Origin of the sequence: Calidithermus chliarophilus DSM 9957, from assembly GCF_000430045.1 — a bacterium.
In the GTDB taxonomy this organism is placed as follows: Bacteria; Deinococcota; Deinococci; order Deinococcales; family Thermaceae; genus Calidithermus; species Calidithermus chliarophilus.
Genome location: NZ_KE387023.1, coordinates 2,398,207 through 2,422,651, shown reverse-complemented (window position 1 = coordinate 2,422,651; position 24,445 = coordinate 2,398,207). Strand labels below are relative to the sequence as shown.

25 protein-coding genes are annotated in these 24,445 nt (G+C 67.6%); 10 read left to right on the top strand and 15 right to left on the bottom strand.

Annotated features, from left to right (window positions below; translation table 11 throughout):
* Window positions 1-618 (top strand): IS5 family transposase (locus tag MEICH_RS24810; RefSeq protein ID WP_036218524.1); only part of this gene is annotated, 618 nt, incomplete at its 5' end.
* Here MEICH_RS24810 and MEICH_RS0111735 read toward each other — a convergent pair.
* The 7 genes from MEICH_RS0111735 to MEICH_RS0111705 all read right to left on the bottom strand — a co-directional run bounded on the left by MEICH_RS0111735 (window position 599) and on the right by MEICH_RS0111705 (window position 8,093).
* A complete protein-coding gene (locus MEICH_RS0111735; protein ID WP_027892772.1) occupies window positions 599-2,224 on the bottom strand; it encodes a PAS domain-containing protein in 1,626 nt (541 codons plus the stop codon). The two genes, MEICH_RS24810 and MEICH_RS0111735, sit on opposite strands and share 20 nt — an antisense overlap.
* Before the next feature lie 31 nt (window positions 2,225-2,255).
* On the bottom strand, window positions 2,256-2,582 hold the full coding sequence (gene sugE, locus MEICH_RS0111730; RefSeq protein WP_027892771.1) for a quaternary ammonium compound efflux SMR transporter SugE: 327 nt from the start codon (window positions 2,580-2,582) through the stop codon (window positions 2,256-2,258).
* 260 nt (window positions 2,583-2,842) lie between these two features.
* A complete protein-coding gene (locus MEICH_RS0111725; RefSeq protein ID WP_027892770.1) occupies window positions 2,843-3,172 on the bottom strand; it encodes an arsenate reductase family protein in 330 nt (109 codons plus the stop codon).
* A gap of 294 nt (window positions 3,173-3,466) precedes the next feature.
* Entirely contained in the window at window positions 3,467-4,639 is a 1,173-nt protein-coding gene (locus MEICH_RS0111720; RefSeq protein WP_027892769.1) for a thiolase family protein, read from the bottom strand.
* Window positions 4,640-4,674: 35 nt separating this feature from the next.
* Window positions 4,675-5,163: a DUF4442 domain-containing protein gene (locus tag MEICH_RS0111715; RefSeq protein ID WP_027892768.1), complete on the bottom strand. Its 489-nt coding sequence runs from the start codon at window positions 5,161-5,163 to the stop codon at window positions 4,675-4,677.
* Window positions 5,160-5,789 (bottom strand): SGNH/GDSL hydrolase family protein, encoded by a 630-nt coding sequence (locus MEICH_RS0111710; protein ID WP_027892767.1) that lies wholly within the window; start codon window positions 5,787-5,789, stop codon window positions 5,160-5,162. Before MEICH_RS0111710 ends, MEICH_RS0111715 begins: the two co-directional genes overlap by 4 nt.
* Window positions 5,790-5,798: 9 nt before the next feature.
* The gene (locus MEICH_RS0111705; protein ID WP_027892766.1) at window positions 5,799-8,093 is read right to left on the bottom strand and encodes a 3-hydroxyacyl-CoA dehydrogenase/enoyl-CoA hydratase family protein; all 2,295 of its coding nucleotides are present in this window, start codon (window positions 8,091-8,093) and stop codon (window positions 5,799-5,801) included.
* 114 nt (window positions 8,094-8,207) lie between these two features.
* Between MEICH_RS0111705 and MEICH_RS0111700 the strand changes: the two genes are divergently transcribed.
* Both MEICH_RS0111700 and MEICH_RS28730 read left to right on the top strand, forming a co-directional pair.
* Entirely contained in the window at window positions 8,208-8,654 is a 447-nt protein-coding gene (locus MEICH_RS0111700; protein WP_027892765.1) for a DMT family transporter, read from the top strand.
* Between the two features lie 84 nt (window positions 8,655-8,738).
* Window positions 8,739-8,915, top strand: coding sequence for a hypothetical protein (locus tag MEICH_RS28730; protein ID WP_157202751.1), 177 nt, complete (start codon window positions 8,739-8,741; stop codon window positions 8,913-8,915).
* A 279-nt stretch (window positions 8,916-9,194) separates the two neighbouring features.
* On the opposite strand, the gene MEICH_RS0111690 is transcribed toward MEICH_RS28730, so the two are convergent.
* From MEICH_RS0111690 to MEICH_RS0111675, 4 genes are all read right to left on the bottom strand, one after another.
* Window positions 9,195-10,349, bottom strand: a complete 1,155-nt coding sequence (locus MEICH_RS0111690) for a BMP family ABC transporter substrate-binding protein (protein WP_027892764.1) — start codon at window positions 10,347-10,349, stop codon at window positions 9,195-9,197.
* A gap of 344 nt (window positions 10,350-10,693) precedes the next feature.
* Entirely contained in the window at window positions 10,694-11,566 is an 873-nt protein-coding gene (locus MEICH_RS0111685) for an ABC transporter permease (RefSeq protein ID WP_027892763.1), read from the bottom strand.
* On the bottom strand, window positions 11,566-12,624 hold the full coding sequence (locus MEICH_RS0111680) for an ABC transporter permease (RefSeq protein WP_027892762.1): 1,059 nt from the start codon (window positions 12,622-12,624) through the stop codon (window positions 11,566-11,568). The genes MEICH_RS0111685 and MEICH_RS0111680 overlap by 1 nt, the downstream gene beginning before the upstream one ends.
* Window positions 12,621-14,144, bottom strand: coding sequence for an ABC transporter ATP-binding protein (locus MEICH_RS0111675; protein WP_027892761.1), 1,524 nt, complete (start codon window positions 14,142-14,144; stop codon window positions 12,621-12,623). Before MEICH_RS0111675 ends, MEICH_RS0111680 begins: the two co-directional genes overlap by 4 nt.
* Before the next feature lie 300 nt (window positions 14,145-14,444).
* On the opposite strand from MEICH_RS0111675, the gene recO reads away from it, so the two are divergent.
* Window positions 14,445-15,137: a DNA repair protein RecO gene (gene recO, locus MEICH_RS0111670; protein WP_027892760.1), complete on the top strand. Its 693-nt coding sequence runs from the start codon at window positions 14,445-14,447 to the stop codon at window positions 15,135-15,137.
* 5 nt (window positions 15,138-15,142) lie between these two features.
* The gene (locus MEICH_RS0111665; RefSeq protein ID WP_027892759.1) at window positions 15,143-16,636 is read left to right on the top strand and encodes a SpoIID/LytB domain-containing protein; all 1,494 of its coding nucleotides are present in this window, start codon (window positions 15,143-15,145) and stop codon (window positions 16,634-16,636) included.
* A gap of 276 nt (window positions 16,637-16,912) precedes the next feature.
* On the opposite strand, the gene MEICH_RS0111660 is transcribed toward MEICH_RS0111665, so the two are convergent.
* Window positions 16,913-17,476 carry a TQO small subunit DoxD gene (locus MEICH_RS0111660; protein ID WP_027892758.1) on the bottom strand — a complete coding sequence of 188 codons (564 nt, stop codon included), beginning with the start codon at window positions 17,474-17,476 and terminating at the stop codon, window positions 16,913-16,915.
* A gap of 92 nt (window positions 17,477-17,568) precedes the next feature.
* Window positions 17,569-18,405 carry a DUF1684 domain-containing protein gene (locus MEICH_RS24805; RefSeq protein ID WP_036218523.1) on the bottom strand — a complete coding sequence of 279 codons (837 nt, stop codon included), beginning with the start codon at window positions 18,403-18,405 and terminating at the stop codon, window positions 17,569-17,571.
* 104 nt (window positions 18,406-18,509) lie between these two features.
* Here MEICH_RS24805 and MEICH_RS0111650 point away from each other — a divergent pair, with 104 nt between their 5' ends.
* The 5 genes from MEICH_RS0111650 to MEICH_RS0111635 all read left to right on the top strand — a co-directional run bounded on the left by MEICH_RS0111650 (window position 18,510) and on the right by MEICH_RS0111635 (window position 23,121).
* Window positions 18,510-20,165: an acyl-CoA mutase large subunit family protein gene (locus tag MEICH_RS0111650; protein WP_027892757.1), complete on the top strand. Its 1,656-nt coding sequence runs from the start codon at window positions 18,510-18,512 to the stop codon at window positions 20,163-20,165.
* A 42-nt stretch (window positions 20,166-20,207) separates the two neighbouring features.
* Window positions 20,208-21,350 (top strand): DUF4034 domain-containing protein, encoded by a 1,143-nt coding sequence (locus MEICH_RS28030; RefSeq protein ID WP_084542280.1) that lies wholly within the window; start codon window positions 20,208-20,210, stop codon window positions 21,348-21,350.
* 94 nt (window positions 21,351-21,444) lie between these two features.
* Complete coding sequence (locus MEICH_RS24800) at window positions 21,445-21,783, top strand: PaaI family thioesterase (RefSeq protein WP_169730682.1); 339 nt, start codon at window positions 21,445-21,447, stop codon at window positions 21,781-21,783.
* A 10-nt stretch (window positions 21,784-21,793) separates the two neighbouring features.
* Window positions 21,794-22,450, top strand: a complete 657-nt coding sequence (locus MEICH_RS0111640) for a carboxylesterase family protein (RefSeq protein WP_027892756.1) — start codon at window positions 21,794-21,796, stop codon at window positions 22,448-22,450.
* Window positions 22,451-22,773: 323 nt separating this feature from the next.
* Window positions 22,774-23,121: a hypothetical protein gene (locus MEICH_RS0111635; RefSeq protein WP_027892755.1), complete on the top strand. Its 348-nt coding sequence runs from the start codon at window positions 22,774-22,776 to the stop codon at window positions 23,119-23,121.
* 62 nt (window positions 23,122-23,183) lie between these two features.
* Here MEICH_RS0111635 and MEICH_RS0111630 read toward each other — a convergent pair whose 3' ends face one another.
* Together MEICH_RS0111630 and MEICH_RS0111625 are read right to left on the bottom strand one after the other, a co-directional pair.
* Window positions 23,184-23,720, bottom strand: coding sequence for a type I phosphoribosyltransferase (locus MEICH_RS0111630; RefSeq protein WP_027892754.1), 537 nt, complete (start codon window positions 23,718-23,720; stop codon window positions 23,184-23,186).
* Window positions 23,721-23,757: 37 nt separating this feature from the next.
* The gene (locus MEICH_RS0111625) at window positions 23,758-24,297 is read right to left on the bottom strand and encodes a phosphoribosyltransferase family protein (protein ID WP_027892753.1); all 540 of its coding nucleotides are present in this window, start codon (window positions 24,295-24,297) and stop codon (window positions 23,758-23,760) included.
* Between the last annotated feature and the right edge of the window lie 148 nt (window positions 24,298-24,445).

Below are 24,445 nucleotides of genomic sequence, written 5' to 3'. Positions count from 1 at the left end.
GAAGTGGTTTATCAGCAAACCCAGCGCTGGCTGGCAGCGGGGGTGTTCGAGGCCATCGTGCAGGACCTGAGGGTGTTGTTGCGGTTGGCTGAAGGCAGGAGGGCTCAACCCTCCGCCGCCATCTTCGACAGCCGTACCCTGCAATCCAGCCCTGAAAGTGGTGGGCGAGCGGGATACGATGGCGCTAAACGTCGGAAGGGCAGTAAGGTGCACGTGGCCGTAGACACCCTAGGACACCTGTTGGCGTTACACGTCACCCCAGCCGACGAGCAAGACCGGGCTCAGATGACTGAGTTAGCCCAGGCCGTGCAGCAGGCCACCCAGCAAAACGTCGAGCTGGCTTACGTGGATGCGGGCTACACCGGCGAGCGAGCCCGACAGGATGCTCAGGCGCAAGGTATCCACCTGGAAGTGGTCAAACTGCCCCAGGTCAGGAAGGGCTTCGTATTGCTACCCAGAAGGTGGGTGGTAGAGCGTTCGTTCGGCTGGGTGGCGAGGTTCCGACGGCTCGCCAGGGATTACGAACGTCTGCCACAAACCTTGGCGGGCCTGCACTTCCTGGCTTTCGCCATCCTGCTCCTGTCCCGTTTCGTCAATCTCATGTCCCAATGTGCCTAACACCCTCTAGCTCGGTCTCCAGCCGCACGCCCCGCTCGCGCAGCTCGTGCTCGGTCAGCACCCGCACGCTCTCCACCACCTGCCGCAGGTCCACCGGCTCGCGCCGCAAGGGCTGCCGCGCCACGTGGGCCCGCAGGCGCTCGAGGATCTGCGCGGCCCGGCGGGCCTGGTCGGCGCTGGACTGCAGCGAGCGCCGCACCCGCTCGAGGTCGGCGTCCTCCTCCTCCAGCAGCCGCAGCGAGGCCTGGGCATGGCCGAGGATGGCGGTCAGGGGCTGGTTGAGCTCGTGGGCGATGCCCGCGGCGATCTCGCTCAGCGTGCCCATGCGCCCGGCGTGGGCCAGCAGGGCCTCGTGCTCACGCAGGCGGCGCTCGCTGTGCTCGAGGGCCTCGAGCATGCGCTTGCGGAAGGGCCCCAGGTCGCGCAGGGTCAGCACCCCGCCCGTCACCCGGCCCTGCTCGTCGGTGAGGGGCGAGAGGCTGCCCTCCACCAACCGAGCCTGCCCCCGCACGTCGAGGAGGGTGGTCCCCTCGGGCAATTCGGTGGGGACGGGGTTACGCCAGAAGGAGTCCAGGTAGCCCAAGAGCGGCTGCTGGCCGAGCGTGGCCTGCAAGCGCAGCACCTGGGTCAGGGGCCGCCCCACCAGCGAGGCCGCCTCGCAGCCCAGCAGGGCCCCTGCCGCCGGGTTCGCCAGCGTGACCCTGCCCCCTAAGTCCCAGGTCAGCAGCGCGTCGCTCACCGCCTTGACGGTGCCCTCGGCCCGCGCCCGCTCCCGTTGCAAGGCCTGCTGGGCGGCCAGCCGCTCGAGCCGCGCCTGCCGCACCCCGAAGAGGAAGCGCGTGAGCAGCAGCGTCAGCACCGCGCCCGCCGCCAACAACAGGGCCATCCCGCCCAGCGGCAGGTCGGCGAAGCGGAGCTGGCGGGCGGCCTCGAGCCCGAAGGGCTGGCTGGCGCTCCCCAGCGGCTTTTGCAGGCTGAAGCGCGGCAGGAGGCTGGCCTCGAGCGCCGAGGCCGTCCGGCTCGGCTCGAGGCGGTAAAAGACCCTGCCCCCACCGGCCCCGGACAGGCTGAAGCCCGAGTCGGGCTGCGTGAACTCGCTCAGGGCGGCGAAGCGCGCCGCGTCGATCCACAGCACGAAGGCCGTCTCCCCGCCGTCCGACTGGACCAGCGCGAAGACCGGCACGGTCGAGCTCAGCACCCGGGGACGGGCCGTGGAGGCCTGCCCCAGCGCCTCGAGCACCGTCTCCTGCAGCCCGTCCGGCGGGTCGAAGCCGACGCCCGCCAGCAGCGCGCACCCCACCTGCTGAGTCCCGGTGCAGCGCTCGAGCGCCCCGACCTGCGGGTACTGCGAGCGCATGGACTCGGCGAAGCTCGCCAGCGTCGGCGTGCCCACCCCGGCTCGCTCGAGGGCCACCAACCCCGCCAGCACCGCGTCGTGCTGCTCGGCCCGCTGCGAGAGCACCCGGTGCAGGATGCGCACGTCTTGCTCGAAGGACGCCCGGACCCGCCCGGCGGCGGAGTTCCCCCAGAGCACGCACAGGGCCAGCCCGAGGCCCAGCCACAGCAGCAGGGCCAGGGCGTAGCCGCGCACCCGCGGGGAAGCCATGAATTTCAGTGTACGCCAGGGGTGGCTCGCCTCACTGCGACTCCCCGCTCGTCAGCTTGAGCCCGATGATCGAGGCCAGCAGCATCGCCAGGAAGAGGCCTCGAGCCAGCGACAAGGGCTCCTTGAACAGCAGCACGCCCAGCACCGCCGCCCCCAGCGCCCCGATGCCCACCCACACCGCGTAGGCGGTCCCGATGGGAATGGTCCGGGCCGCCACCGAAAGCAGGTACATGCTGCCCACGATGGCCGCGCCTGTGAGCACGCTCGGCACGGGCCGGGTGAAGCCCTCGGTGTACTTGAGCCCGATGGCCCAGGCCACCTCCAACAACCCTGCGATCACCAACAAAATCCAAGCCACAAGGCACACTCCTTTCGGGGTGCGTCGTCTTGTCTTGACCGCGAGCTAAGCTCGCCACCAACAGCAAGCAGAGCCACCACCAACAGCAAGCAGAGCTACTACCAACAGCAAGCAGAGCTACTACCAACAGCAAGCAGAGCCGGGTCACCGGGTACGGCGCGTCTCGTCCGGGGGTAAAGCCTTCCGGCCTCCAGCTTCAGGTTAGGCGAGGTGCGTAAGCAACGGGTGAGCAACGCAGGAGCACCGCGCACGGCCCGTGCTCATGTCCCTGACACCCACTTTTTCCACTCCGCCTCGGCCTGCCCGACGCTCAGCAGGTTTCCGCGGCGCACCAGGGGCAGCTTGAGCAGCCGGGGCTCGGCGGCGATCTTCTCGAGCAGCCCCTCCTCGGTCACGCGGAGGTACTCGAGGTGGCTGTCGCGGTAGGCCTTGGTCTGGGTGTCGATCAGGGCCTCGAGCCCGAACTTCTGCACGAAGCGCCCGATCTCGCCCTTGCTCATGGGGCGCTGGGACAGGTCCACGAAGTGAACCTTGACGCGGCGCTCCTTGAAGAAGCGCTCGGCGGCCCGGGTCGCGCTCGAGCCCTTCATACCAGATTCGGTTAGTCCGGCGCCGGATGGCGCCGGACTGACAGGGCCGAAGTTATCCGCGTAGCGGAGGGCGATAGCGCCCCTTGGGAGGGATACGCTTTCTTCGCCGACCGTCAGGGAGGGGTGTGCTCTAGGATTCAAAAAGATAGCCTCTGGAAGTCTTTGGATTGGGTGACTATCTTTTTGAATCCGGTATCAGCCCGAAAATCTGGACTTCCATAGCCCGACGATAGCTTAAAGCGAATAGCTGATAGCCGAGACGGTCTTTGGCTATCAGCTATCGGCTATCAGCGATCAGCTTCTCGGGTAGACCTCGAGCACCCCCGCAGCCCCCATCCCGCCGCCGATGCACATGGTGACCAGGCCGAGCCCGCCGCCGCGCCGCCCGAGCTCGTGGACGAGTTGGGTGGTGAGCTTGGCCCCGGTCGCGCCCAGCGGGTGGCCCAGCGCGATGGCCCCGCCGTTGACGTTGACGATCTCGGGGTTCATCTCCAGCTCGCGCATCACCGCCAGCACCTGCGCGGCGAAGGCCTCGTTGAACTCGATGAGCTTGATGTCCTCGAGCTTGATGCCGGCCTTAGCCAGCGCCTTGGGCACGGCCTTGATCGGCCCCACGCCCATGACGTCGGGGTCCACGCCCCCGGTGGCGAAGCTCACGAAGCGGGCCAGCGGCTTGAGGCCCAGCTCGTCGGCCTTCTCGCGGCTCATCAGCAGCACCGCGGCGGCCCCGTCGGAGTAGGGCGAGGCGTTGCCCGCGGTCACGGTGCCGCCCTCCTTGAAGGCGGGCTTGAGCTTGGCGAGGCGCTCGAGGCTGGTGTCGGCCCGCGGGATCTCGTCCTTGGCGAAGGGTACTTCCTCGACGTGCTTCTTGCTGCCCTTCCAGCTCACCTTCCGCACCGCCACGGGCTCGATCTCGTCGTCGAACTTGCCCTCGGCCTGTGCCTTGAGCGCTTTCTGGTGCGAGCCGTAGGCCCAGGCGTCCTGGTCCTCGCGGCTCACGCCCCAGCGCTCGGCCACCCGCTCGGCGGTGAAGCCCATGCCGATGTAGGCCTCGGCCATTTCGGGGTGGAGCTGGGTGTGGTAGCCCGACATGGGCACCTGGCTCATCATCTCCACGCCCCCGGCCAGCACCACGTCGTTGACGCCCGAGAGGATGGCCTGAGCCCCGTACGCCACGCTCTGCAGGCCCGAGGCGCAGAAGCGGTTGATGGTCGCGCCCGTGACCTCCACCGGGAAGCCCGCCCGCAGCAGCGAGAGCCGGGCGATGTTGAGCCCCTGGCTGGCCTCGGGCATGGCACAGCCCCACTGCACGTCCTCGACGACCTCCGGGCTCACCCCGGCCTTCTCGAGCGCCGCCTTCATCACGGTCGCGGAGAGGTCGATGGGGTGGACGCTGGCGAGCGAGCCGTCGCTCTTGCCGCGCCCGACCGCGCTACGAACCGCACTGACGATTACCGCTTCTTTCATCTCGACTCCTTTATACTCGGTTCAAGCTTTACCAACTATGACGCAACACCCTTCCGGCGGATGTAGAGGGTTTTCTCGAAGCTCGCGTGCACCACGCCGTTTTTGTCCACCAGCTCCACCGGGTAGACCCGGTCTACGGAGGGGTTTTGGGCGGCGAGGGTTCGGATGGCCCCTAACTCCTCGTCGGTGAGCACGAAGCGGGCGTAGAGCGTGGCCTTGCCCGGCTTGCGGAAGCGGATGGTAGCCGCCTTGTCCCACACGATGTATTCCGGCCCCAAAACGTGGATGAGCATCAGCATGTAGATGGGGTCAATGGCGCCGTACAGGCTCCCGCCGAAGATGGTCCCTACGTAGTTGCGCGTGCGCCAGTTGAGCGGCAGCGCCACGTGGACCTCCTTCCAGTCGGGGGCGATGTAGGTCACCCGCCCGCCCGTGCCCCGGTAGGCCGGGAACAGGTTGAAGCCCCAGCGCCAGACACGGGTGCGCCAGGACTCGGCCTTGGCCTTAGGGAAAGCCGTGGTCATCTCCCCTCCCCCTGCGCCGCCGGCACCCGCACCGCGATGCCGTGCCGCTCGAGCACCGGCGCCACCTGCCGGGCGATCTCGAGGTAGCCCCTGGCGTTGGGGTGCACCCCGTCTTCGCTCCAAAGGGCTGGATTTTTGTCCAGGTCGCTCTCCCAGAAGTCGAAGAAGATCGCATCGTAGCGCCCGGCGAGGTCATGGATGATGTGGTTGGCGGCCTCGAGGTTGCGCCCGACGCGCTCGCGCACGCCGCCCGGGAGCTCGAGGCGCAGCGTGAAGTTGGGCAAGGTGGCGGTGAAGAGCCGCGCCCCCACGCTCTGGAAGGCCCCCAGCATCAGGTTGAGCTCGGCCCGCAGGCGCTCGGCGCTGAAGGGCCCCTTCAGGCAGTCGTTGGCCCCCGCGACGACGCTGACGAAGTCGGGCTCCAGGCTGAGCCCGCGCTGGAGTTGCTGCGCGCGGATTTCCCCGGCGCGCAGCCCCCGGCTGGCGAGGTTGGTGTAGCGCAGGCCGGGGCTGGCCGCCCGCATCCACTCGGCCAGCCAGTCGTGGGCGGAGCGCAAGGGAATTCCCTCCACCGGGTCGCCTACTCCTTCGGTGAAGCTGTCGCCGAGGGCCACGAAGTGCCGCATACGCTTAGCTCAGTTGCGCAGCGGCTTCCCGGTCTTGAGGGTGTGCGCGATGCGCTCTTGGGTCTTGCGGGTGCCCAGCAGCTTGAGGAAGGCCTCGCGCTCGAGGTCCAGGATGTCCTGCTCGCTCACCTCGCGGGCCGGGCCGTCGCCGCCGCACAGCACGTAGGCCAGCTCGGCGCCGATGCGGGCGTCGTGCTCGGAGGCCTGGCCGGCCTCCTGGAACTGCCACAGCGCGTAGCGCAGGTTGCCGATGCCCTCGGCGCCCAGGGCCCGGACCTTAAGGGGCACCTGGGGCACGTAGTCGGGGGCGAGGTCGAGCACGCGCTGCTTGGCGTCGGCGATGAGGCGGTCGCGGTTCATGCTGATGCGGTCCTGGGGGCGCAGGAAGCCCATGGCTCTGGCCTCGAGGGCGCTGGTGGAGGTCTGGGCCAGGGCGATCATCTGGAAGGCGCGGCGCACCGCCTCGAAGAGGTCGGTCTCGGGGCCGTAGGCCGAAAGCTCCTTGGTGAAGCGGAAGAGCATCTCCTTGGTGCCGCCGCCCGCCGGGATCAGGCCCACGCCCACCTCGACCAACCCCATGTACAGCTCGGCGTGGGCCTGGATGAGGTCGGAGTGCAGGCTGAACTCGGCCCCGCCGCCCAGCGTCAGGCCGAAGGGGGCCGAGACCACCGGGAAGGGCGAGCGGCGCAGGCGCATGGCGGTCTGCTGGAACTGGTGGGTGGCGAGGGCCATGGTGTCCCAGTCGCCCTCCTGCGCCGCCATCAGCACCAGCGCGAGGTTGGCCCCGGCGGAGTAGGTGCGGGGGTCTTCGTGGGAGAGCACTAAGCCGTTGTAGCCGTGGGCCTCCACCCAGTCCATCGCCTTGTGCAGGTCGCGGATGACCCCCTCGCCCAGCGTGCCCATCTTGGCGCGGTTCTCGAAGATGGCCACGCCGTCGCCCAGGTCGAGCAGGGCGGTCTCCTTGCCCTCCAGCAGCACCTTCCCCGCCGCCCTCACCTCGGCGAGCTTGACCACGCCCTCCCGCTTGAGGATGGGGTGGTACTGGCCGTCGAAGCCCAGGTAGGAGCCGTTCTTGTAGAAGCTCCCCTGGGCCTTCTTCAGCAGTTCGGGCTCGGAAAGGCCGTGCTCGAGGAAGAGCTCGCGCACGGTCTCGAGGCCCACCGCGTCCATGTTCTTGAACGGGCCCTCGCTCCAGCCGAAGCCCCACTCGAGCGCGTGGTCCACCGCCACGATGTCGTAGGCGATCTTCTCGGCGGTCTGAAGGGTGTAGTGCGCGGTCACGGCGAAGAGCTTGCGCATGAACTCGCCGTGCTTGCCCGGCAGCTTGAGCAGCCCGCGCAGCTTGTCGTGGAGCGGCGCGTCCTTGAGCGCGCCGAGCTCGGGGGTGCGCAGCTTCTGCTGCGGGACGTACTCGCCGGTGGCGTAGTCGAGGGTGAGGATGTCCTTGCCCACCTTCTTGTAGAACCCGGCCCCGCTCTTCTCGCCCAGCGCCCCCTTCTCGATGAGCCCGCCCACCCACTCGGGCAGGGCGAAGTCCTCGCCGGTGTTGTGGGCGAGCTCGGCGGAGACGAGCTTGAGCACGTCGAGGCCGGTGAGGTCGGCGGTGCGGAAGGTGGCCGAGTTGGGGCGTCCCAGCATGGGGCCGGTGAGGGAGTCCACCTCGTCGATGGTCAGGCCGAACTCCTGCATGATGCGGATGGCCTGGATCATGCCCATCACGCCCAGGCGGTTGGCGACGAAGCCGGGGGCGTCCTTGGCGACGACGATGCCCTTGCCCAGGATGCGCTCGCCGAAGCGGGCGACGGCCTCGAGCACCTGGGGGTCGGTGTCGGGGGTGGGGATGAGCTCGAGGAGGTGCAGGTAGCGGGGGGGGTTGAAGAAGTGGGTGCCCAGGAAGCGCTTGCGGAAGCCCTCGCCACGGCCCTCGAGCAGGATGCTCATGGGGATGCTCGAGGTGTTGGAGGCCACGATGGCCTTGGGCGCGACGGCCTCGAGGCGGGCGTAGAGCTCGCGCTTGGGCTCGACCTTCTCGATGATGGCCTCCACGATCCAGTCGCAGTCGGCCAGCAGCTTGAGGTCGTCCTCGGTGTTGCCGAGCTGGATCAGGTCGGCCCGGGCCTTGTCCATGAAGGCGGCCGGGCGGGCCTTGAGCTGCCGCTCGAGGCCCTTCTTGGCGAACTCGAGGCGGTCTTCCTTGCCGGGGATGTCGAGCAGCACCACGGGCACGCCCGCCGAGGCAGCCAGCGCTGCGATGCCTGCGCCCATCGTCCCGGCCCCAACCACACCAACTTTTCGGATCTGCATGGCGGATAGTCCTCCTGAAAACTTGAACCGAGTCAAAGTTTATTACACGCGGGGCGCCAGCGTCCAGTGCCCCATGGCACGGTAGGCCCGGGACAGCCCGGTAGACTCGGGGGCGTGGAGTCGCCGGTATTCATCGCCTTGTCGGTATTGGGAGCGGGGATCGCGGTGGGGTTGCAGTCGCCCATGGTGGGCATCCTCAGCAGCCGGCTGGGGACGCTCGAGGCCATCTTCATCGTGCACATCGGCGGTGCCGTCGCCTCGGTCCTGCCGCTGCTGCTGTTGCGCGGCGGGGGCAAGCTGGGGCAGCTAACGGCGGTCCCCTGGTACACCCTGCTGGCCGGGGTGCTGGGCCTGGTCGTGGTCGCCGCCATCGGCTACGCGGTCCCGCGCATCGGGGCGGGCGCCACCACGGTGCTGCTGGTCGCGGCCCAGCTCCTCGCGGCCACCCTGGCCGACCAGTTCGGCTGGTTTGGCATCGCCGTCAAGCCCCTCGACCTGGGCAAGGTCCTGGGGCTGGGCCTGCTGCTGGCGGGGGCCTGGCTGGTGGTGCGGCCGAATTGAGCAGTACGACACGGCATTCCCGTTCGCCCTCGCCCCGGCGCTTCCCCGCCGTCGCTCAAAAGCAAGCTTTACAATCGTAGCGATATGCGTGCCTACAAGGCCTTCATGGCGCTGCTCTCCGCCCTGCTGTGGGGGATGTTCGTCGGCGCCCTGCAGAGCACGCTCGAGATCCGGGGGTTCGTCTCGCTGCCCGTGAGTCTGTGGCCGTTCGTCACGGCCGGGGTGCTCCTCTTCGGCCTGGCTCGAGCCTTCAAGGACTGATCCCCGAGCGTCGCCCGCCCCGCCCTGGCCAGCCCTCTGTGGCCGAAAACCAAAATCAGGGCGCCCACGAGGGGCGCCCTGCACGCTTGTCTGTACCCGTGGAGCCTATGCCTCGCCGTTATACCGGATTCAAAAAGATAATCACCCAAACTAAAGACCTTCAGAGGCTATCTTTTTGAATCCTAGAGCACACCCCTCCCTGACGGTCGGCGAAGAAAGCGTATCCCTTCGGTCGGGTCAGTTCGTCCCCGAATGGGGACGAACTGACCGAATCTGGTATTACTGCTTCGGCTCGTCGGCGACCTGGCCTACCACACCAGGCGCCATCCACTTCATCTCGTTGAGCTCCTTGATGGTCATGGTCTTGCCCGCGGGAACCCGGATCACGCCGTAGCGGTCTTTGATGGGGCCGGTGAAGGGGTCGAAGGTGGGCTTGGCGCTCGACATGTTCTTCAGGAGCTCCATCACCCGGTCGTACACCGAGACCTGCTTGCCGTTCACGGTCATCTTGGCGGCCTTGAGCGCGGGCACGAACTTGGGGTTGATGGGCATGCCGGTCTGGGCGCCCAGCGAGACCGCGCCCTCGCGCAGCAGCCACCAGTAGTCCACGTTCTGCAGGTTCTTGTTGGTGTAGGTGCCGCTTTGCACCTTCTTGAGGAAGTCGATGTAGATCTTCTCCCAGTGCACGATCTGGCCCGAGACCACGTAGTCGGGGGCGTACTTGTACATGGAGTTGTAGTGGCTGAAGCTGGGGATCTTCTTCTTGGCCGCGGTCTGGACCACGGTGGCGGTGTCCTCGGTGAAGGCCAGCACGTCGTTACCCTCGGCGATGAGGGCCTCGGCGGCTTCACGGGCCTTGGCGGGGTCGAACCAGGCGTTGATCCACTTGACGTTGACGGTGGCCTTGGGGTTCACCGCCCGCACGCCCAGCGCGAAGGCCGAGATGTGGCGCTTGAGCTCGGGGATGGGGAAGGCGCCCACGTAGCCCACCTTGCCGCTCTTGGTGAGGGCGCCGGCCATCAGGCCGTTGAGGTAGTAGACCTGGTAGAAGTCGGCCATGTAGGTGGCCATGTTAGGGGCCCGCTTGAAGCCGGAGGCGTGGGCGAAGATCACGTCGGGGTACTTCTTGGCGGCCTCGAGGGTCTGGTCCATGAAGCCGAAGCTGGTCGTGAAGATCACGTTGCAGCCATCGGCCACCAGGCGGTCGATGACCGGCATGGCCTGGCCCTCCGGCACCGACTCGACGTACTTGGTCTCGAGCCCCGGGATGGCCTTCTCGGCAGCCAACCGGGCCTCGTTGTGGGCGAAGGTCCAGCCCACGTCCCCGATGGGACCCACGTAGATGAAACAGGCTTTGAGCTTCTTGTCCTGGGCGGTAGTGGTCCCCAACCCCAGGAGCAGGGCAACCAGCGCGAGCAGCCAACGCGTTCTCATAACCCTATCTCCCTCCTCGCTCGCGGCCCACGGACCTCGAGGCCGCTTGCTGACGCGAATATACACTTTTGAAGAGGCTCATCACCAGCAGGGGGATGAGAGCGGAAAGCGATAAGCCGTCAGCCATCAGCTCGTGGTTACCCCACCCCGTCCCTCCCCGCACGCGGGGAGGGTTTATCCCCCCCGGCCCCCCTTGTTAAGGGGGGTGACAAGACGTTTTGCGTCTTGCGTTTTGCGTTTGGCGTTTGGCGTTTAGCGTATTGCGTTTGGCGTACGACGTACGACGCAGGACGTACGACCCGCTTGCGGCGTTGGGCGTTTGGCTATCGACCATCGACCCACCTCTACCTCTCCCCCCGCTGATACGGCTGCCCCAACGCCTCCGGCGCCGCGCCCTGCACCCGGCGCAGGCCGGCGAGGGCCAGCACCACGATGACGAGCAGGTAGGGCATGGCGGCGAAGAACTCGGTGGGGATGCCGCTCTGGCCCTGCAGGCGGAACTGGAGGTAGTAGAGCAGGCCGAAGAAGACCGCGCCGCCGATGGCGCGCAGGGGGCTCCAGCCCACGAAGATCACCAGCGCGACCGCGATCCAGCCCAAGCCCACGGTCATGCCGTCGGTCCAGGAGGGGCGGTAGGCCAGGGAGAGGAAGGCCCCGGCCAACCCGGCCAGCGCGCCGCCGAAGGCCACCGCCAGGTAGCGCACGCGCACCACGTCGATGCCCAGGGCGTCGGCGGCGGCGGGGTTCTCGCCCACCGAGCGCAGCACCAGGCCCAGTCGGGTGTAGGCCAGCACGAAGGCCAGCCCCAGCGCCAGGAGCACCACGCCCACGGTGAAGGGCCACTCCGGGGCCTGGTTGAACAGCGGGAAGCCCTCGAAGCGCTTGCCCAAGAGCCCGGCCACCCCCAGCCCGATCATGGTGAGGGCCAGGCCGGAGACGAACTGGTTGGCCCGCAGGGTGATGGCGGCGAAGGCGTGCAGCAGCGAGGCCAGGACGCCCGCTCCCGCGGCGGCCGCGACGGCAAAGTAGAGGTTGCCGTCGCCCGCCCCGCTGCCGTAGGCCACGGCGAAACCGGCCAGCGCCCCCACCGCCATCATGCCCTCGACGCCCAGGTTCACCACCCCGGCCCGCTCGTTGATGACGGCCCCCAGGCTCGCCAGCAGCAGCGGCGTGCCGAACGAGAGAGCCCGCCCTAAGGCGTTCCAGATCTCTTCCATCAGCGCCTCCCCCACCGCACGCGGTTGCGCACGAAAATCTCCGAAGCGATCAGGCACAAGAGCATCACCCCGCTGAACACGTCGATGACCCGGAAGGGCATGTTGAGGCTGATCTTGAGCAGGTCGCCCCCGGCCAGGATGATGCCCATCAGGGGCGCCGTGACCAGCACCAAGGCCGGGTTGCCCCGCGCCAGCCAGGCCACGATGACGGCGGTGAAGCCGTAGCCCAGCGAGATCTGGGCGGGCTCGAGCAGCCGGTGGTGAATCCCCGCCACCTCCCCCACCCCGGCCAGCCCCGCCAGGCCGCCGGTGATGATGGCCATGACCAGCACGACTCTGGGGACCGAGATCCCCGCGTAGCGGGCCGCGCCGGGGTTCTCCCCCACCACCCGCAGCTCGTAGCCCAGCGTGGTGCGGGTGAGGAGCACCTGCAGGGCCAGCGCCAGCACGACCCCCAGCAGCAGCGTGGGCCAGTGGACCAGCGTGCCGGGCAGGGTGGGCAATTGCTCGTAGGGGGCGAACTCGTCGGAGTAGAGGAAGCCGCGCACGTTCTGGCCCTTCCAGGGGCCGTTGATCAGGTAGATGAGCACGTACTGCGCGACGTAGTTGAGCATCAGGGTGCTCAGGATCTCGTTGACGCCGAGCCTCGAGCGCAGCCACGCCGCCAGCAGCGCCCAGGCCCCGCCCAGCAGCACGCCCGCCAGGAACATCGCCGGCAGGCTCAGCAGGGGCGGCAGGGGGAGGAACAGCGCCACCCCGCCCCCGGCGATGGCGCCCATCAGGAGTTGCCCCTCGGCGCCGATGTTGAAGAACTGCGCCCGGAAGGCCAGGGTGAGCCCCGCGCCCACCAGCAGCAGCGGGATGGTGCGGCGCAGTACCTCCGAGAGGCCCTTCCAGTCGGTGAGGGTGCCCTGGAGCATGGTGCGGTAGGCCTCGAGCGGGCTCAGGCCGTAGGCGGCGAACACCGCCCCCGCGATCAGCAGGGCCACGGCGATGGCCCCCAGCGACACCCACAGCACGCGCAGGCGCGGCGGGTTGGGGTCGGGGACCAGCCTCACGCCGCACCCCCCTGCCCGGTGGGGAGGCTCGAGCCCGTCATCAGCAGCCCGATCTCCTCCCGCGTCAGGCTCCCCACCTCGAAGGGGCCCTGCAAGCGGCCCTGGTAGAGCACGGCCACCCGGTCGGCCAGGGCCAGGATCTCGTCGAGGTCCTCGGAGACCAGCAGCACCCCGGCGCCCTGGTAGGTCTTCTCGAGCAGGATCTGGTGAACTTGCTCGGTGGCGCCCACGTCGAGGCCGTAGGTGGGGTGCACGGCCAGGATCAGCCGGGCCGAACCGGCGAGTTCGCGGGCCAGGATCACCTTCTGGATGTTGCCGCCCGAGAGCAGGCGGGTGGGCGTGGAGGGGCTGGGGGTGGCGATGGCGTACTGCTGCACCTGGGCCTTAGCCCGCTGCTCGTAGGCGGCGAGGTCGCGGAAGAAGCCCCGCGCCAGCGGCGGCTTGCGGTACTCGCGCAAGGCCAGGTTCTCGCTCACCGGCATCGGCGGGACCGTGCCCATGCGGATGCGGTCTTCGGGGATGTGGGCCACGCCCATCTCGAAGAGGCGGGCGGGGTCGGGCACCAGCGGCTTACCCTCGAGGCTCAGCGTGCCCGCCTCGGCCCGGCGCAGGCCCGACAGCACCTCCACCAGCTCGCTCTGGCCGTTGCCCGCCACCCCCGCCACGCCCAGCACCTCGCCCTGGCGCAGGCTGAAGCTCACGTCGCGCAGCGCGGGGAGGCCTCGGCTCGAGCGCGCCTGCAAGCCCCGGACCTCGAGCAGCGCCGGGCCCAGCCTGGGCTCGGCCCGCTTGCGCTCGAAGCTCACGCTGCGCCCCACCATCAGCTCGGCCAGGCGGGGCTTGGTGGCCTCGGCCACGGGCAGCTCGCCCACCACCTTGCCGCGCCGCAGCACGCTGACGCGGTCGGCGATGGCGAGCACCTCGTCGAGCTTGTGGCTGATGAAGATCAGGGACTTGCCCGCCGAGCGCAGCTCGCGCATGACCCGGAAGAGTGCTTCGGCCTCGAGCGGGGTGAGCACGCTGGTGGGCTCGTCGAGGATCAGCACCCGCGCCCCGCGCAGCAGCGCCCGCAGGATCTCGATGCGCTGCTTCTCGCCCGGCGAGAGCTGGTGCACGCGGGCGTGGGGATCGACCTCGAGGCCGTAGCTCCGCGCGAGTTGCTCGATCAGGGGCACCATGCGCTGGGCCGGGAACCAGAAACGCCCCACCCCCAGCGCCAGGTTCTCGGCCACGGTGTGACGGCCCACCAGCAGCGGGTGCTGCGGCACCAGCCCGATGCCCAGCCGCAGCGCGTGCGCCGGCGAGGCGATCTGCACCGGCTGCCCCTCGATGCGGATCTCGCCCTCGTCGGGCCGGTAGAGCCCGTAGAGGATGCTGACGAGGGTGGACTTCCCCGCCCCGTTCTCGCCCAGCAGGGCCAGCACCTCGCCCTCCTTTAGCTCGAGGTCCACCCGGTCGTTGGCGACGACCCCCGGGAAGCGCTTGGTGATACCGGAAAGTTGGAGAATGGTTGACGCCACGGCTTTTCCCTCTTGGGGTGCATCTTACCTGAAGGTCGAGGGTCGGGGGGCTAAGGCACGCTGGGCGCCGAACGTCGAACGCCGATAGCCCATAGCCGATAGCTGATAGCCGAACGCGAGATGCGAGACGCCAGACGCCTTGTCACCCCCCTTAGCAAGGGGGGCAGGGGGGATAAACCCTCCCCGCGCCCGGGGAGGGACGGGCGGGGCAACCACGAGCCACAGGCTGATGGCTGACGGCTGACACCTCATCGCAACCCAGGTGACGGCAAAAGCGCCGCGCTTGGGTAGCATGGGGGGGTGGAGCGCTACCACACCCTCGAGGCCCTGGTCGTGGGCCGTAAGGCGATGCCGGGCGGGGACGTGATCCTGTCGTTCGTGGGGCCGGAGGGGGCCAGCCAGGCGGTGGCCCGCAAGGCCATGCGCCCTTCGGGGCGCAGTGGGCGGCTTTCGCTGTTCCACCACCTGCGCTTTCAGGTGTATCAGAAGCCCGGCTCCGACCTGCCCACCCTGACGCAGGCCGAGCTGGTGGGACGGTTGCACGGCCTCGAGCACCCCCAGCGCTTCCCCTTCGCCGCCTTCCTGGCCGAGCTGGCCTTCCGCGTGGCCTCGCCCGAGGTGGCGGCGCGGGTGTGGCCGCTGCTGGTCTCGGCGCTAAAGGGCGTCGCCAAGCACGCCAACCCCCGCCTGGTCGCGATCTGGGGCGGCTGGCGCATCCTCAAGGCGGCCGGGCTGGCCCCCAACCTGCACGGCGAGGGCACCAACCTGCTCGACGGCGACCTGGCCCCGCGGGGCGGGGTCTATCTGGGGCTCGAGGGCCTCGAGGCGCTCGCCGCGGTGCTGCGGCTGCCCGGCAGCGAGGCCATCGACGCGCTCGAGGGAGCCCCCCTCGACCGCTTGATGCAGGCCTTGCTGGCCCACACGCGCTACACGGTGGGTGAACTGGGCTCGGCGGTGCTGCTCAGCAACTCTAACGCGGTGCGGCGAGAATGAGGCGGATGTACCTCACCGCACTGCTCAGCTCCGCCGCCCTCCTGCTCGCCCTGTTCGCCCTGCGGCAGGGCGAGCCCGCACCCCCGCCGCTGCCCTCCAGCGGCCAGAACATCCGGGTCCTCCTGAGCGCGAAGCCGGGCCAGTACCTCTTCGAGAGCCTCGAGGTCACCCCCCTCTACGCCCGCGCCCAGGTGCGGGGCGGGCCCGACCCCCAGCGCCTCCAGCCGGCCTTCAGCAGCCTGGGCGACGGCCCGCTGCGCTTCACGGCGCAGGAGGGGCGAATCCGGGTGAGCGTGCTGGGCAAGGCCTACGACCTCGGCCCCTTCGCGGAGGTGGCCGCCGACCCCGAGGCCCCGGGCGCCCCCCGCTTCCTCATCGGCGGCAAGCAGCGCGGCGACTTCTACCCGGAGTACCCGGGCCGCCTCCTGCTCGGCGTGCGCGAGGGCAGGCTGAGCGTGGTCAACGTCCTCGACCTCCAGGAGTACCTGCGCCGCGTGCTCCCCAGCGAGATGCCGCCGAACTTCCCGCTCGAGGCCCTCAAAGCCCAGGCCGTCGCGGCGCGCACCTACGCCTACAGCCGCATGACCGCACCCCCCGAGCGCAACTACTGGAAGTCGCTGGGCGCCGACGTGGACGACAGCACCAACGAACAGGTCTACAACGGCCAGCCCCCCCAGCCCAGCACCGACCAGGCCGTGGCCGAGACCCTGGGCCAGGTCCTGACCTACCGCGGCGCACTCGTCCAGGCCTTCTACTTCTCCACCTCGCCGGGCTCCACCGCCAGCATCGAGGAGGTCTGGCCCGACCGCGAGCGGCTGGCCTACCTGCGAGCCAGGACCCAGACCAACCCCGTCACCGTAAACATCTCCAGCGAGCGCCAGGCCCTCGAGTTCTTCCGGAACTGGGCCCCCGAAGGCTTCTACGACGGCGAATCCTCGCTGTTCCGCTGGCGCGTGAGCCTCAGCCGAAGCGAGCTCGAGGCCGTCCTCGCCCGCACCCTCCCCGCCCTGCGCCGGGCCTCGCCGGAGTTCGTGCGCACCGTCGAGGGCCGCTACACCCCCGACCGCCCCGAGTTCGAGCTGGGCACCCTGCAGGGCCTGAAGGTGCTCAAGCGCACCCGCGGCGGCTTCATCACCGAGCTCGAGGTCCGCACCAGCACCGGCCGCTACTGGGTGGGCCGCGAGTCCAACGTGCGCAACCTCATCCGCCCCGACAAGCGCTACACCGGCGGCCCCGACGTCATGCTCGAGCGCTTCAACGGCGTGCTGAGCCCCAACTTCCCCGCCCTCCCCAGCGCCGCCTTCGCCTGGGAGGAAGAGCGCGAGGGGAACAACCTCCAACGCCTGACCTTCTGGGGCGGCGGTTACGGCCACGGCGTCGGCATGAGCCAGTACGGCGCCCTCGGCCTCGCCAAGGCCGGCAAGACCCACCGGGAGATCCTCGAGCACTTCTACCCCGGCACAGCGCTGACGGTGTTGAGCCCGGGAAGCAAGCGGTAAGTGAAGCGCTTTCAGCCGTCAACCGTCAGCCTGTGGCTCGTGGTTGCCCCGCCCGTCCTCCCCGCGTGCGGGGAGGGGTATCCCCCCCGCCCCCCTTGTTAAGGGGGGTGACAAGGCGTCTGGCGTTTGGCGTTTTGCGTTTGGCGTCTTGCGTCTTGCGTATTGCGTTTGGCGTTCGGCGTCTCGCGTACGACGTAGGACGTACGACGTACGACCCCCACCAGCAAAAACCCCACGGAATCACCGTGGGGTCAGGAGGGAGAGCCTGCTAAGCTCCTACGACGTTGCCTCCGCCTTTCTCCTGAAGATCACGCCCAGCCGGGGGAGCAGGTAGTAGTCGAGGCCCAGGTAGCCGGCGGTGCGCCAGGCGAGGACGAGCCAGGTGGCGACGATGAACATCCAGGGGTTCGAGCTCACGGTGCCCGCCAGCAGGAAGGCCGCGTTCATGAGGCCGGCGAAGAAGGCCGCGAAGCCGGCGAAGAGCCCGACGATGAGCGCGATGCCCACCAGGATCTCGCCGAAGGTGACCAGATAGCTGAAGAGCACCTTGTTGGGCAGGGCCACGTTCTGGATGAACCAGGCGTACCAGCCGGTCACGTCGGGGTGGTCGCCGGTGGTCTTGCCCAGGGCCCGCTCGAGGAAGCCGCCCACCGCCACGCCCGCCTTGTCGCCCACCCACGCCGGGTTGTTGAGCTTGCCCCAGCCCGCCTCGAGCCACTGCCAGCCCAGGTAAATCCTCAGGACGAGCCAGATGGGCGAGAGCCGCGCATCCGCGAAGAGGAACTTCGTGATGTTGGGCTCGGGGATTTGCACGTTAGTGTTGATTCTTGCTGCTGCCATACCTACCTCCTTCTCCTTCGAAATCCAAAGTACGGTAAAGGGCATAGCAGCAGTAGGTGGATTCGTACCCAAGCAAATGTCCCTATCGGGGCTCATCCGCGCGGGATAGAATAGCGTTTTTCCCCCGCCTCGACGGCGACGTCCAGGCGGTTGACGAGCGGGGCCAGGGGGCAGGTGGCGTAAGGGGTGAAGGCGCAGGGCGGGTTGATGGCCTTGTTGAAGTCCAGGACGAACTCCCCCTCCCGCACGCCCTCGGTGCTCAGGTAGCGCCCGGCCGGGTAGGTGCTGCGGCCGCTGGTCGCGTCGCGGAAGTTGAAGAAGAGGTAGCGCTCGGGGTCGCTGGACTCGGCCAGCAGGCGGTATTCCCGGCCCTCGAGCTCGAAGACCGCGTAGCCCGGCGAGGGCGACTCGCTCACCATCCCCAGCACGTTCACGATGGGGATGGTGGTGGGCTCGAGGTGGGGCACCAGCCGCGCGCGCACCCGCAAGCGCGGCTCGACGGGGAACCAGGACAGGCCTTGGAATTCGCGGCGCGCGGGCGCGGCGTTGTCGATCACCCGGACGCCCCAGCGCTCCCCCCGGCGGATCACGTAGAACTTGACGCTCCCCAGCACCAGGGTGTCGGCGTGGCCGCTGAGGTCGGCCTCGAGCCAGGCCTCCCGCACGGGCGCGCCGTTCAGCGTGACCCCGGCGCCAGGGTGGGCCGTGAAGCGCACGCCGTCCTCGAGAAGCTCCAGCACCCCCACCTCGCCGGGCTCACCGGGGAGGCGCACCGGGCTCGAGGGGTCACTGCCCACGCGGTTTTCGCCGGGCTCGAGCCAGAACAGCCCGGCCAGGCTGAGCCAGCCGTCCTCGGCCCGCAGGCGCGCTTCGCGCTCGGCCCGCCAGCGCTCGACGGAGGCGACGTACTCGGTCTCGGAGAAGTCCACCGCCCGATCATAGCCAGCCCTCCCCTGCCCCGACTGTCGGGCTTTTCACTCATCGTCTGACGGATTGGCATTCTACTGCCCCAAAACCGTTATATAATCCGGCTATGACCCCGACCCGTCCCAAGCACGCCTGGATGCGGGAAACCTACCGCAAGTCCCTCGAGAAGATGCCCGAGCGCCCCCTCGCGCACAAGACCCTCTCGGACATCGCCCCCGAGCCGCTGTACACGCCCGAGGACCTGGGGGGCTTCAACTACGACGATAAGCTGGGCCACCCGGGCGAGTACCCCTACACCCGCGGGGTGTACGGCTCGATGTACCGCAGCCGCCTGTGGACCATGCGCATGTTCGCGGGCTTCGGCACCGCCGAGCAGACCAACGAGCGCTTCAAGAAGCTGATGGCCGCGGGCCAGATGGGCCTCTCTACTGCCTTCGACCTGCCCACTTTGATGGGCTACGACTCCGATCACCCCCTCTCCAAGGGCGAGGTGGGCAAGTGCGGGGTGGCCGTCTCCAGCCTGGCCGACATGGAGATCCTCTTCGAGGGCATCAACCTCGAGGAAGTCACCACCTCCATGACCATCAACTCCCCCGCCAACGCCATCTGGGCGATGTACCTGGCGGCGGCCAAGAAGAAGGGCTACCGCTGGGAGAAGCTGGGCGGCACCATCCAGAACGACATCCTCAAGGAGTTCATCGCGCAGAAGGAGTTCATCTTCCCGCCCGAGCCCAGCGTCAAGCTCGTCATCGACACCTTCGAGTGGGGGCCCCGCAACGTGCCGAAGTGGAACTTCGTCTCGGTCTCGGGCTACCACATCCGCGAGGCGGGCTCCACGGCGGTGCAGGAGCTGGCCTTCACGCTGGCGGACGGGCTCGAGTACGTCGACTGGGCCCTCAAGCGTGGCCTCGACATCGACGAGTTCGCCCCCCGCATCTCCTTCTTCTTCAACGCCCACAACGACTTCTTCGAGGAAATCTGCAAGTTCCGCGCCGCGCGGCGCATCTGGGCTAAGCAGATGCGCGAGCACTACAAGGCCAAGAACCCCCAGAGCTGGATGCTGCGCACCCACGCCCAGACCGCCGGGGTCTCGCTCACCGCGCAGCAGCCCTTAAACAACATCGCCCGCGTGGCGATCCAGGCCCTCGCCGCCGTGCTGGGAGGCACCAACTCCCTCCACACCGACGCCTACGACGAGGCTTTGGCCCTGCCCACCGAGGACTCGGCCAAGATCGCCCTGCGCACCCAGCAGATCATCGCCTACGAGACCGGCGTGACCCACACCGCCGACCCCCTGGCCGGCAGCTACTACGTCGAGTGGCTCACCGACGAGATGGAGCGCCAGGCCATGGCGATCATCGAGGAGATCCGCCGCATGGGCGGGGTGGTGCGGGCTATCGAAGAAGGCTACTTCCTGCGCGAGATCGCCGACGCCTCCTACCGCTACCAGCAGGAGGTCGAGAAGGGCGAGCGCATCATCGTGGGCGTGAACGCCTTCCAGGAGGAGGGCCTGCAGGTGCCCATCCAGCTCATCGACCCCGAGGTGGAGAAGGTGCAGAACGCCCGGCTGGCCCAGGTGCGCCGCGAGCGCGACCCCATCGCCGTGCAGGTGGCGCTCGAGGGCCTGCGCCAGGCCGCCAAGGAAGGCCGCAACACCATGCCCCACTTCGTCGAGTGCGCCCTGGCCTACGCCACGCTGGGCGAGATGATGGACGAGTTGCGGGCGGTGTACGGGGTCTACGAGGAGCCGGTGTTGGTATAAGCACTTGCGAATTGCTTTCCCTTATGTAGTCTAGAAAATGACATGTCTTCCTCCTTTCTGGTGGAATTTCCCAGTCGTGCCTCCATGCGTGCATTGCTAGAGCAAGGCAACTGGAGAGAAGCTGATCAAAGTCTCTTGCTTTTGCAGGCTGCCTTTGAGCAAGGCAGCCTGAGTGACGTATCGCTGAACAGGGCCTACGCTGTCTTTGATCAATACTTACCTAGTATCTCGACCACCCTCGAGGATTGGGTAGAGGCCAAGCCCGGTTCTTACGTAGCACGACTTGCAAGGGCAAAACATCTCGTAGCAAAGGCAGGATTTCACAGGGGGTACACTCGTGCCAGGGATGTCAAGCAAGAGGACTGGGACATTATAAGCGCGTGTTATCAACGGGCGGCAGAAGACCTGTACCGAAGTCTAGAGTTGACCACCAAACCAATCCTCAGTTTTACCACCCTCATGCACATGAGCATCATTGGCGGAGGTGATTTCGAGAGTCAATACGAGCAAGCAATAGCAGTCCATCCCATGAGTATGGAAGCCCGTCGTATGAAGATGTGGCGGCTTCGACAGGAATGGGGTGGTTCTTTAGATTCTCTCAAGGACTACGTTGAGTCTAATGAGCACCGAGACCTAAAGGACGAAGACAAGCTCTGGATGCAAGCCAAATACCATGAAGCTAGGGGGCATTGGTTCGAGTATTTCGAAAGCAATATGGCAGAAGCTGAAAGGGCATATCAGAAGTCACTCAGCATCAAGGAGCTAGGCTTCAACCTAGCCAAGTATGGTGCTTACTTGGCTCAGGATACTAAGCGCATTGACGAAGCAGTCAGTTACCTCGAGCGAGCTATGGAACTAGAGCCCGAAAACGACATTGCCAAAAGCGACCTCGCTCGAGCGCTAATAATTCAAGATATAAGGAATTCAGAGCGAGCACTCAAAATGCTGCGGGAAGCTATGGATTGGGGAGAATGGTACGCAGTTCAGATGCATAATGCGCTCAACAGCGATCCTCGATTCAAGATCTTGATGCCCATCGGCATAGGTTTCAACAAACTATCTCGCTATCTAGAAAATCCAAGAAGTATTGGCGGGTGGACAGTTAGGATTGCAGCCCGAGTAGTGCTAGTTCTGCTGGCTATCGGGATTTTTCGCCTCTTTGTTAACCTAAACCAAGCCAAATGAACCTCGAGGAAATCCAGCGCCTCTACCAGACCGCCCACTTCATCCGCCACCTCGGGATGCGGCTGGTGGACGCCAGGTTACTCGCACCGCGAGTATCGGCTACGCCGACCCCCTAGGCGAGGGCTGGTGCCAAACCGAGCTCGAGGTCGGCGAGCAGCACCAGCAGCAGGACGGCTTCGTCCACGCGGGCGTGCAGGCGACGATGGCCGACCACAGCGCCGGGACCGCCGCCACGCTGATCGGGCCGGGCCAGTACGTCCTGACGGTCGAGTTCAAGATCAACCTGCTGCGCCCGGCGCGGGGCGAGCGCCTGAACTGCCGGGTCCAGGTGCTCAAGCCGGGGAAGAGCCTGATCGTCGTCGAGTCAGAGGTGTACACGCAAAAGCTGGTGTCGAAGGCCACGGTGACGGTGGCGGTGCTGGAAAAGCCCTAAACTTAGGGCCATGAGCGTGCGCTTCCGCTACCGCAAGGCCGCCTTCGACACCCTCCCCTACGCACTGTACGTGCCGGACGGCAAAGCCCCCAGAGAGGGCTGGCCGCTGGTGGTCTTCCTGCACGGCTCAGGGGAGCGCGGCAGCGACGGCCGGAAGCAGACCACCGTGGGCCTTCCGAAGCACCTCAAGCAGCACCCCGAGCGCTGGCCGGGCGTGGTGGCGATGCCGCAGTGCCCCGAGGGGCTGCGCTGGGAGGGCTTCGTCCTCGAGTCCGTCTACCGCCTGATCGGGCGGCTCGAGCGGGAATTTCGCACCGACCCCGACCGGCTCTACCTCACCGGGCTCTCCATGGGCGGCCACGGCACCTGGACCATGGCCTGCCTCTACCCCGACCGCTTCGCCGCCATCGCCCCCATGTGCGGCGCCGCCGACCCCTTCCGGGTGATGTTCAGCCTGCAACACCTGCCGGTGTGGAACTTCCACGGCACCGACGACGGCGTAGTGCCCGTGGAGTTCAGCCGGGTGCTGCGGCAGGCGCTCGAGAAGGGCGGCAACAAAACCCACCGCTTCACCGAGTACGACGAGGTGGGCCACGCCGTCTGGGATAAAGGCTACGCCAACGAGGAACTCCCCCGCTGGATCTTCGCCCAGCGACGCAAGCGCTAATACCAGATTCGGTCAGTCCGGCGCCGTTCGGCGCCGGACTGACAGGGCCGAAGGGAGTGCTCTAGGATTCAAAAAGATGGCCTCCGGGGCTCTTTGGATTGGACGACTATCTTTTTGAATCCGGTATAAGCAGCTCCGGCACCTCGTCCTCGGCAGGTGCTTGCGGGAACCGCGATCCGGGCATGGAGGCTTGTGCCAGCACCGCAGGTGCGGACGGCGGCTGCGCATTTCCCGGAAATTTCACGCCTCTCGTCTACGCTCTCGCATGAGGTCCGTGGCGGCGACGGTTTCGCGGCTTGCCACAGAAAGGAGTTGGCGAAGCTATGTTCAAATGGCCCCCGCAAGTCTCCAACACCACCCTCGCCTTCGCCTCGAGCCAGTCGGTACGCTGGGCCCTCGGCCCGCTGATGGTCACCCTCGACCTCTTCGACCCCGACGGGGCCGGCGTGCAGTATCAGGTCACGCTGGTGGGCGTCCCCGTCAGCAGCGGCGCCCTCAGCACCGAGCACGCCCGGGTGCCGGGGAGCGTGGGCAACGACTGGGTGAAGGTGCGGCTGGAGCTCGAGGCCGACTTCGACTCGAGGGCCGTGCTGGTGAGCGGCGAGCTGTGCCTGCGCGAGAACGGGAGCTGGCGCTGCCAGACCTTCCAGCGCTGCTTGCTGCTGTGGTAATCGCTCCCCAGGGCGGCAACGACAAAGCCGGGGGTCAGGCCCCCGGCTCCGCTTCGTGAGCTTCAGGCGGTCTGCAGGATGGGGATCTCGGAGAGGAAGGTGATGGGCAGCTTGTTGGTGCCCTGGTGGAAGGCGGCGAGGCGGGCCACCACCTTGGCCCCGGCGCGCACCGCGACCCGCTCGAGCGCCGCGATGGTCCCGCCCGAGGAGACCACGTCCACCACCAGGCTCACGTTCTGGCCCATGAGCTTCTCGGCCATGCGGCTGTCGAGCCACAGGGTCTCGCTCACGCCCAGGGTGAGGGACTGGACCTCCTGGATGATGGGGTCTTGCATGTAGGGGCGGCGGCGGCGGCGCACGACCACGTAGGGCTTGCCCGACATCTGGCTCATGGCGTGGGCCAGCACGATGGGCGAGGTCTCCATGGTCAGCAGGTAGTCGGTCTCGGGGGGCAGGTGCTTGAGGAGGGCCTCCGCCGCTGCGTTGACGAGCTCGACGTCGCCCATCAGCTCGATCAGGGGGATGCGGACGCCGGGAAGGGTTTCGACCAGGGGCACGTGCCGGGTGACACGGCCTACCGTGATGGGGTAGGTGTCCATACTCATCGTTGACCTCGTTACTCCAGCGAACTCTAGTCTATTGCTCCGGCTCGAACAAGGGCAGGTGCCCCAGAGCCAGCACGTCGTCGCGGTGGTTGCCCTCGGTAAAGACCGCCAGCACCGCGCTCATCCGGCCGCCCACGTCCTCGATCAGCTCGCGCAGGCCCTTGAGGGTGCTGCCCGTCGAGACCACGTCGTCGACGATGGCGACCTTCTTGCCCTTGATGAGGGGGATGTCGGTGCCGTCGAGCACGAGGAGCTGGGGCTTGCCGGTGGTGATGGAGATCACCGTGCGGGTCACGGGGTTGATCATGTAGGGCTTCTCGGTCTTGCGGGCGACCACGTAGGGCTTGCCGGTGAGGCGGGAGAGCGCGTGGGCCAGCGGGACCGCCTTGACCTCGGGGGTGATGAGGGTTTCAACGTCGGCGGGCATCTTCTCGGCGAGCGCCTGGGCAGCGGCCTCGACGAGCTCGGTGTCACCCAACAGGTTGAGGAGGGCGACCGCGACGCCCGGCCCTACCTGCACGACCGGCAACTCGCGGGTGACCCCTCCGATGTTGACTGGGTACGTTTTCACCCCCAAAGTTTATCGTACCCCTGACGTTTCGTACCAAGCGGCCCAGAAGCTCGAGAGGGCAAACCCCGGCCACGACACCTTCACCCGGGCCCCCGGCAGGCTTTGCAGCGCTGCCCTGTCCTTCACCTCCCAAAGCTACACATCTGCG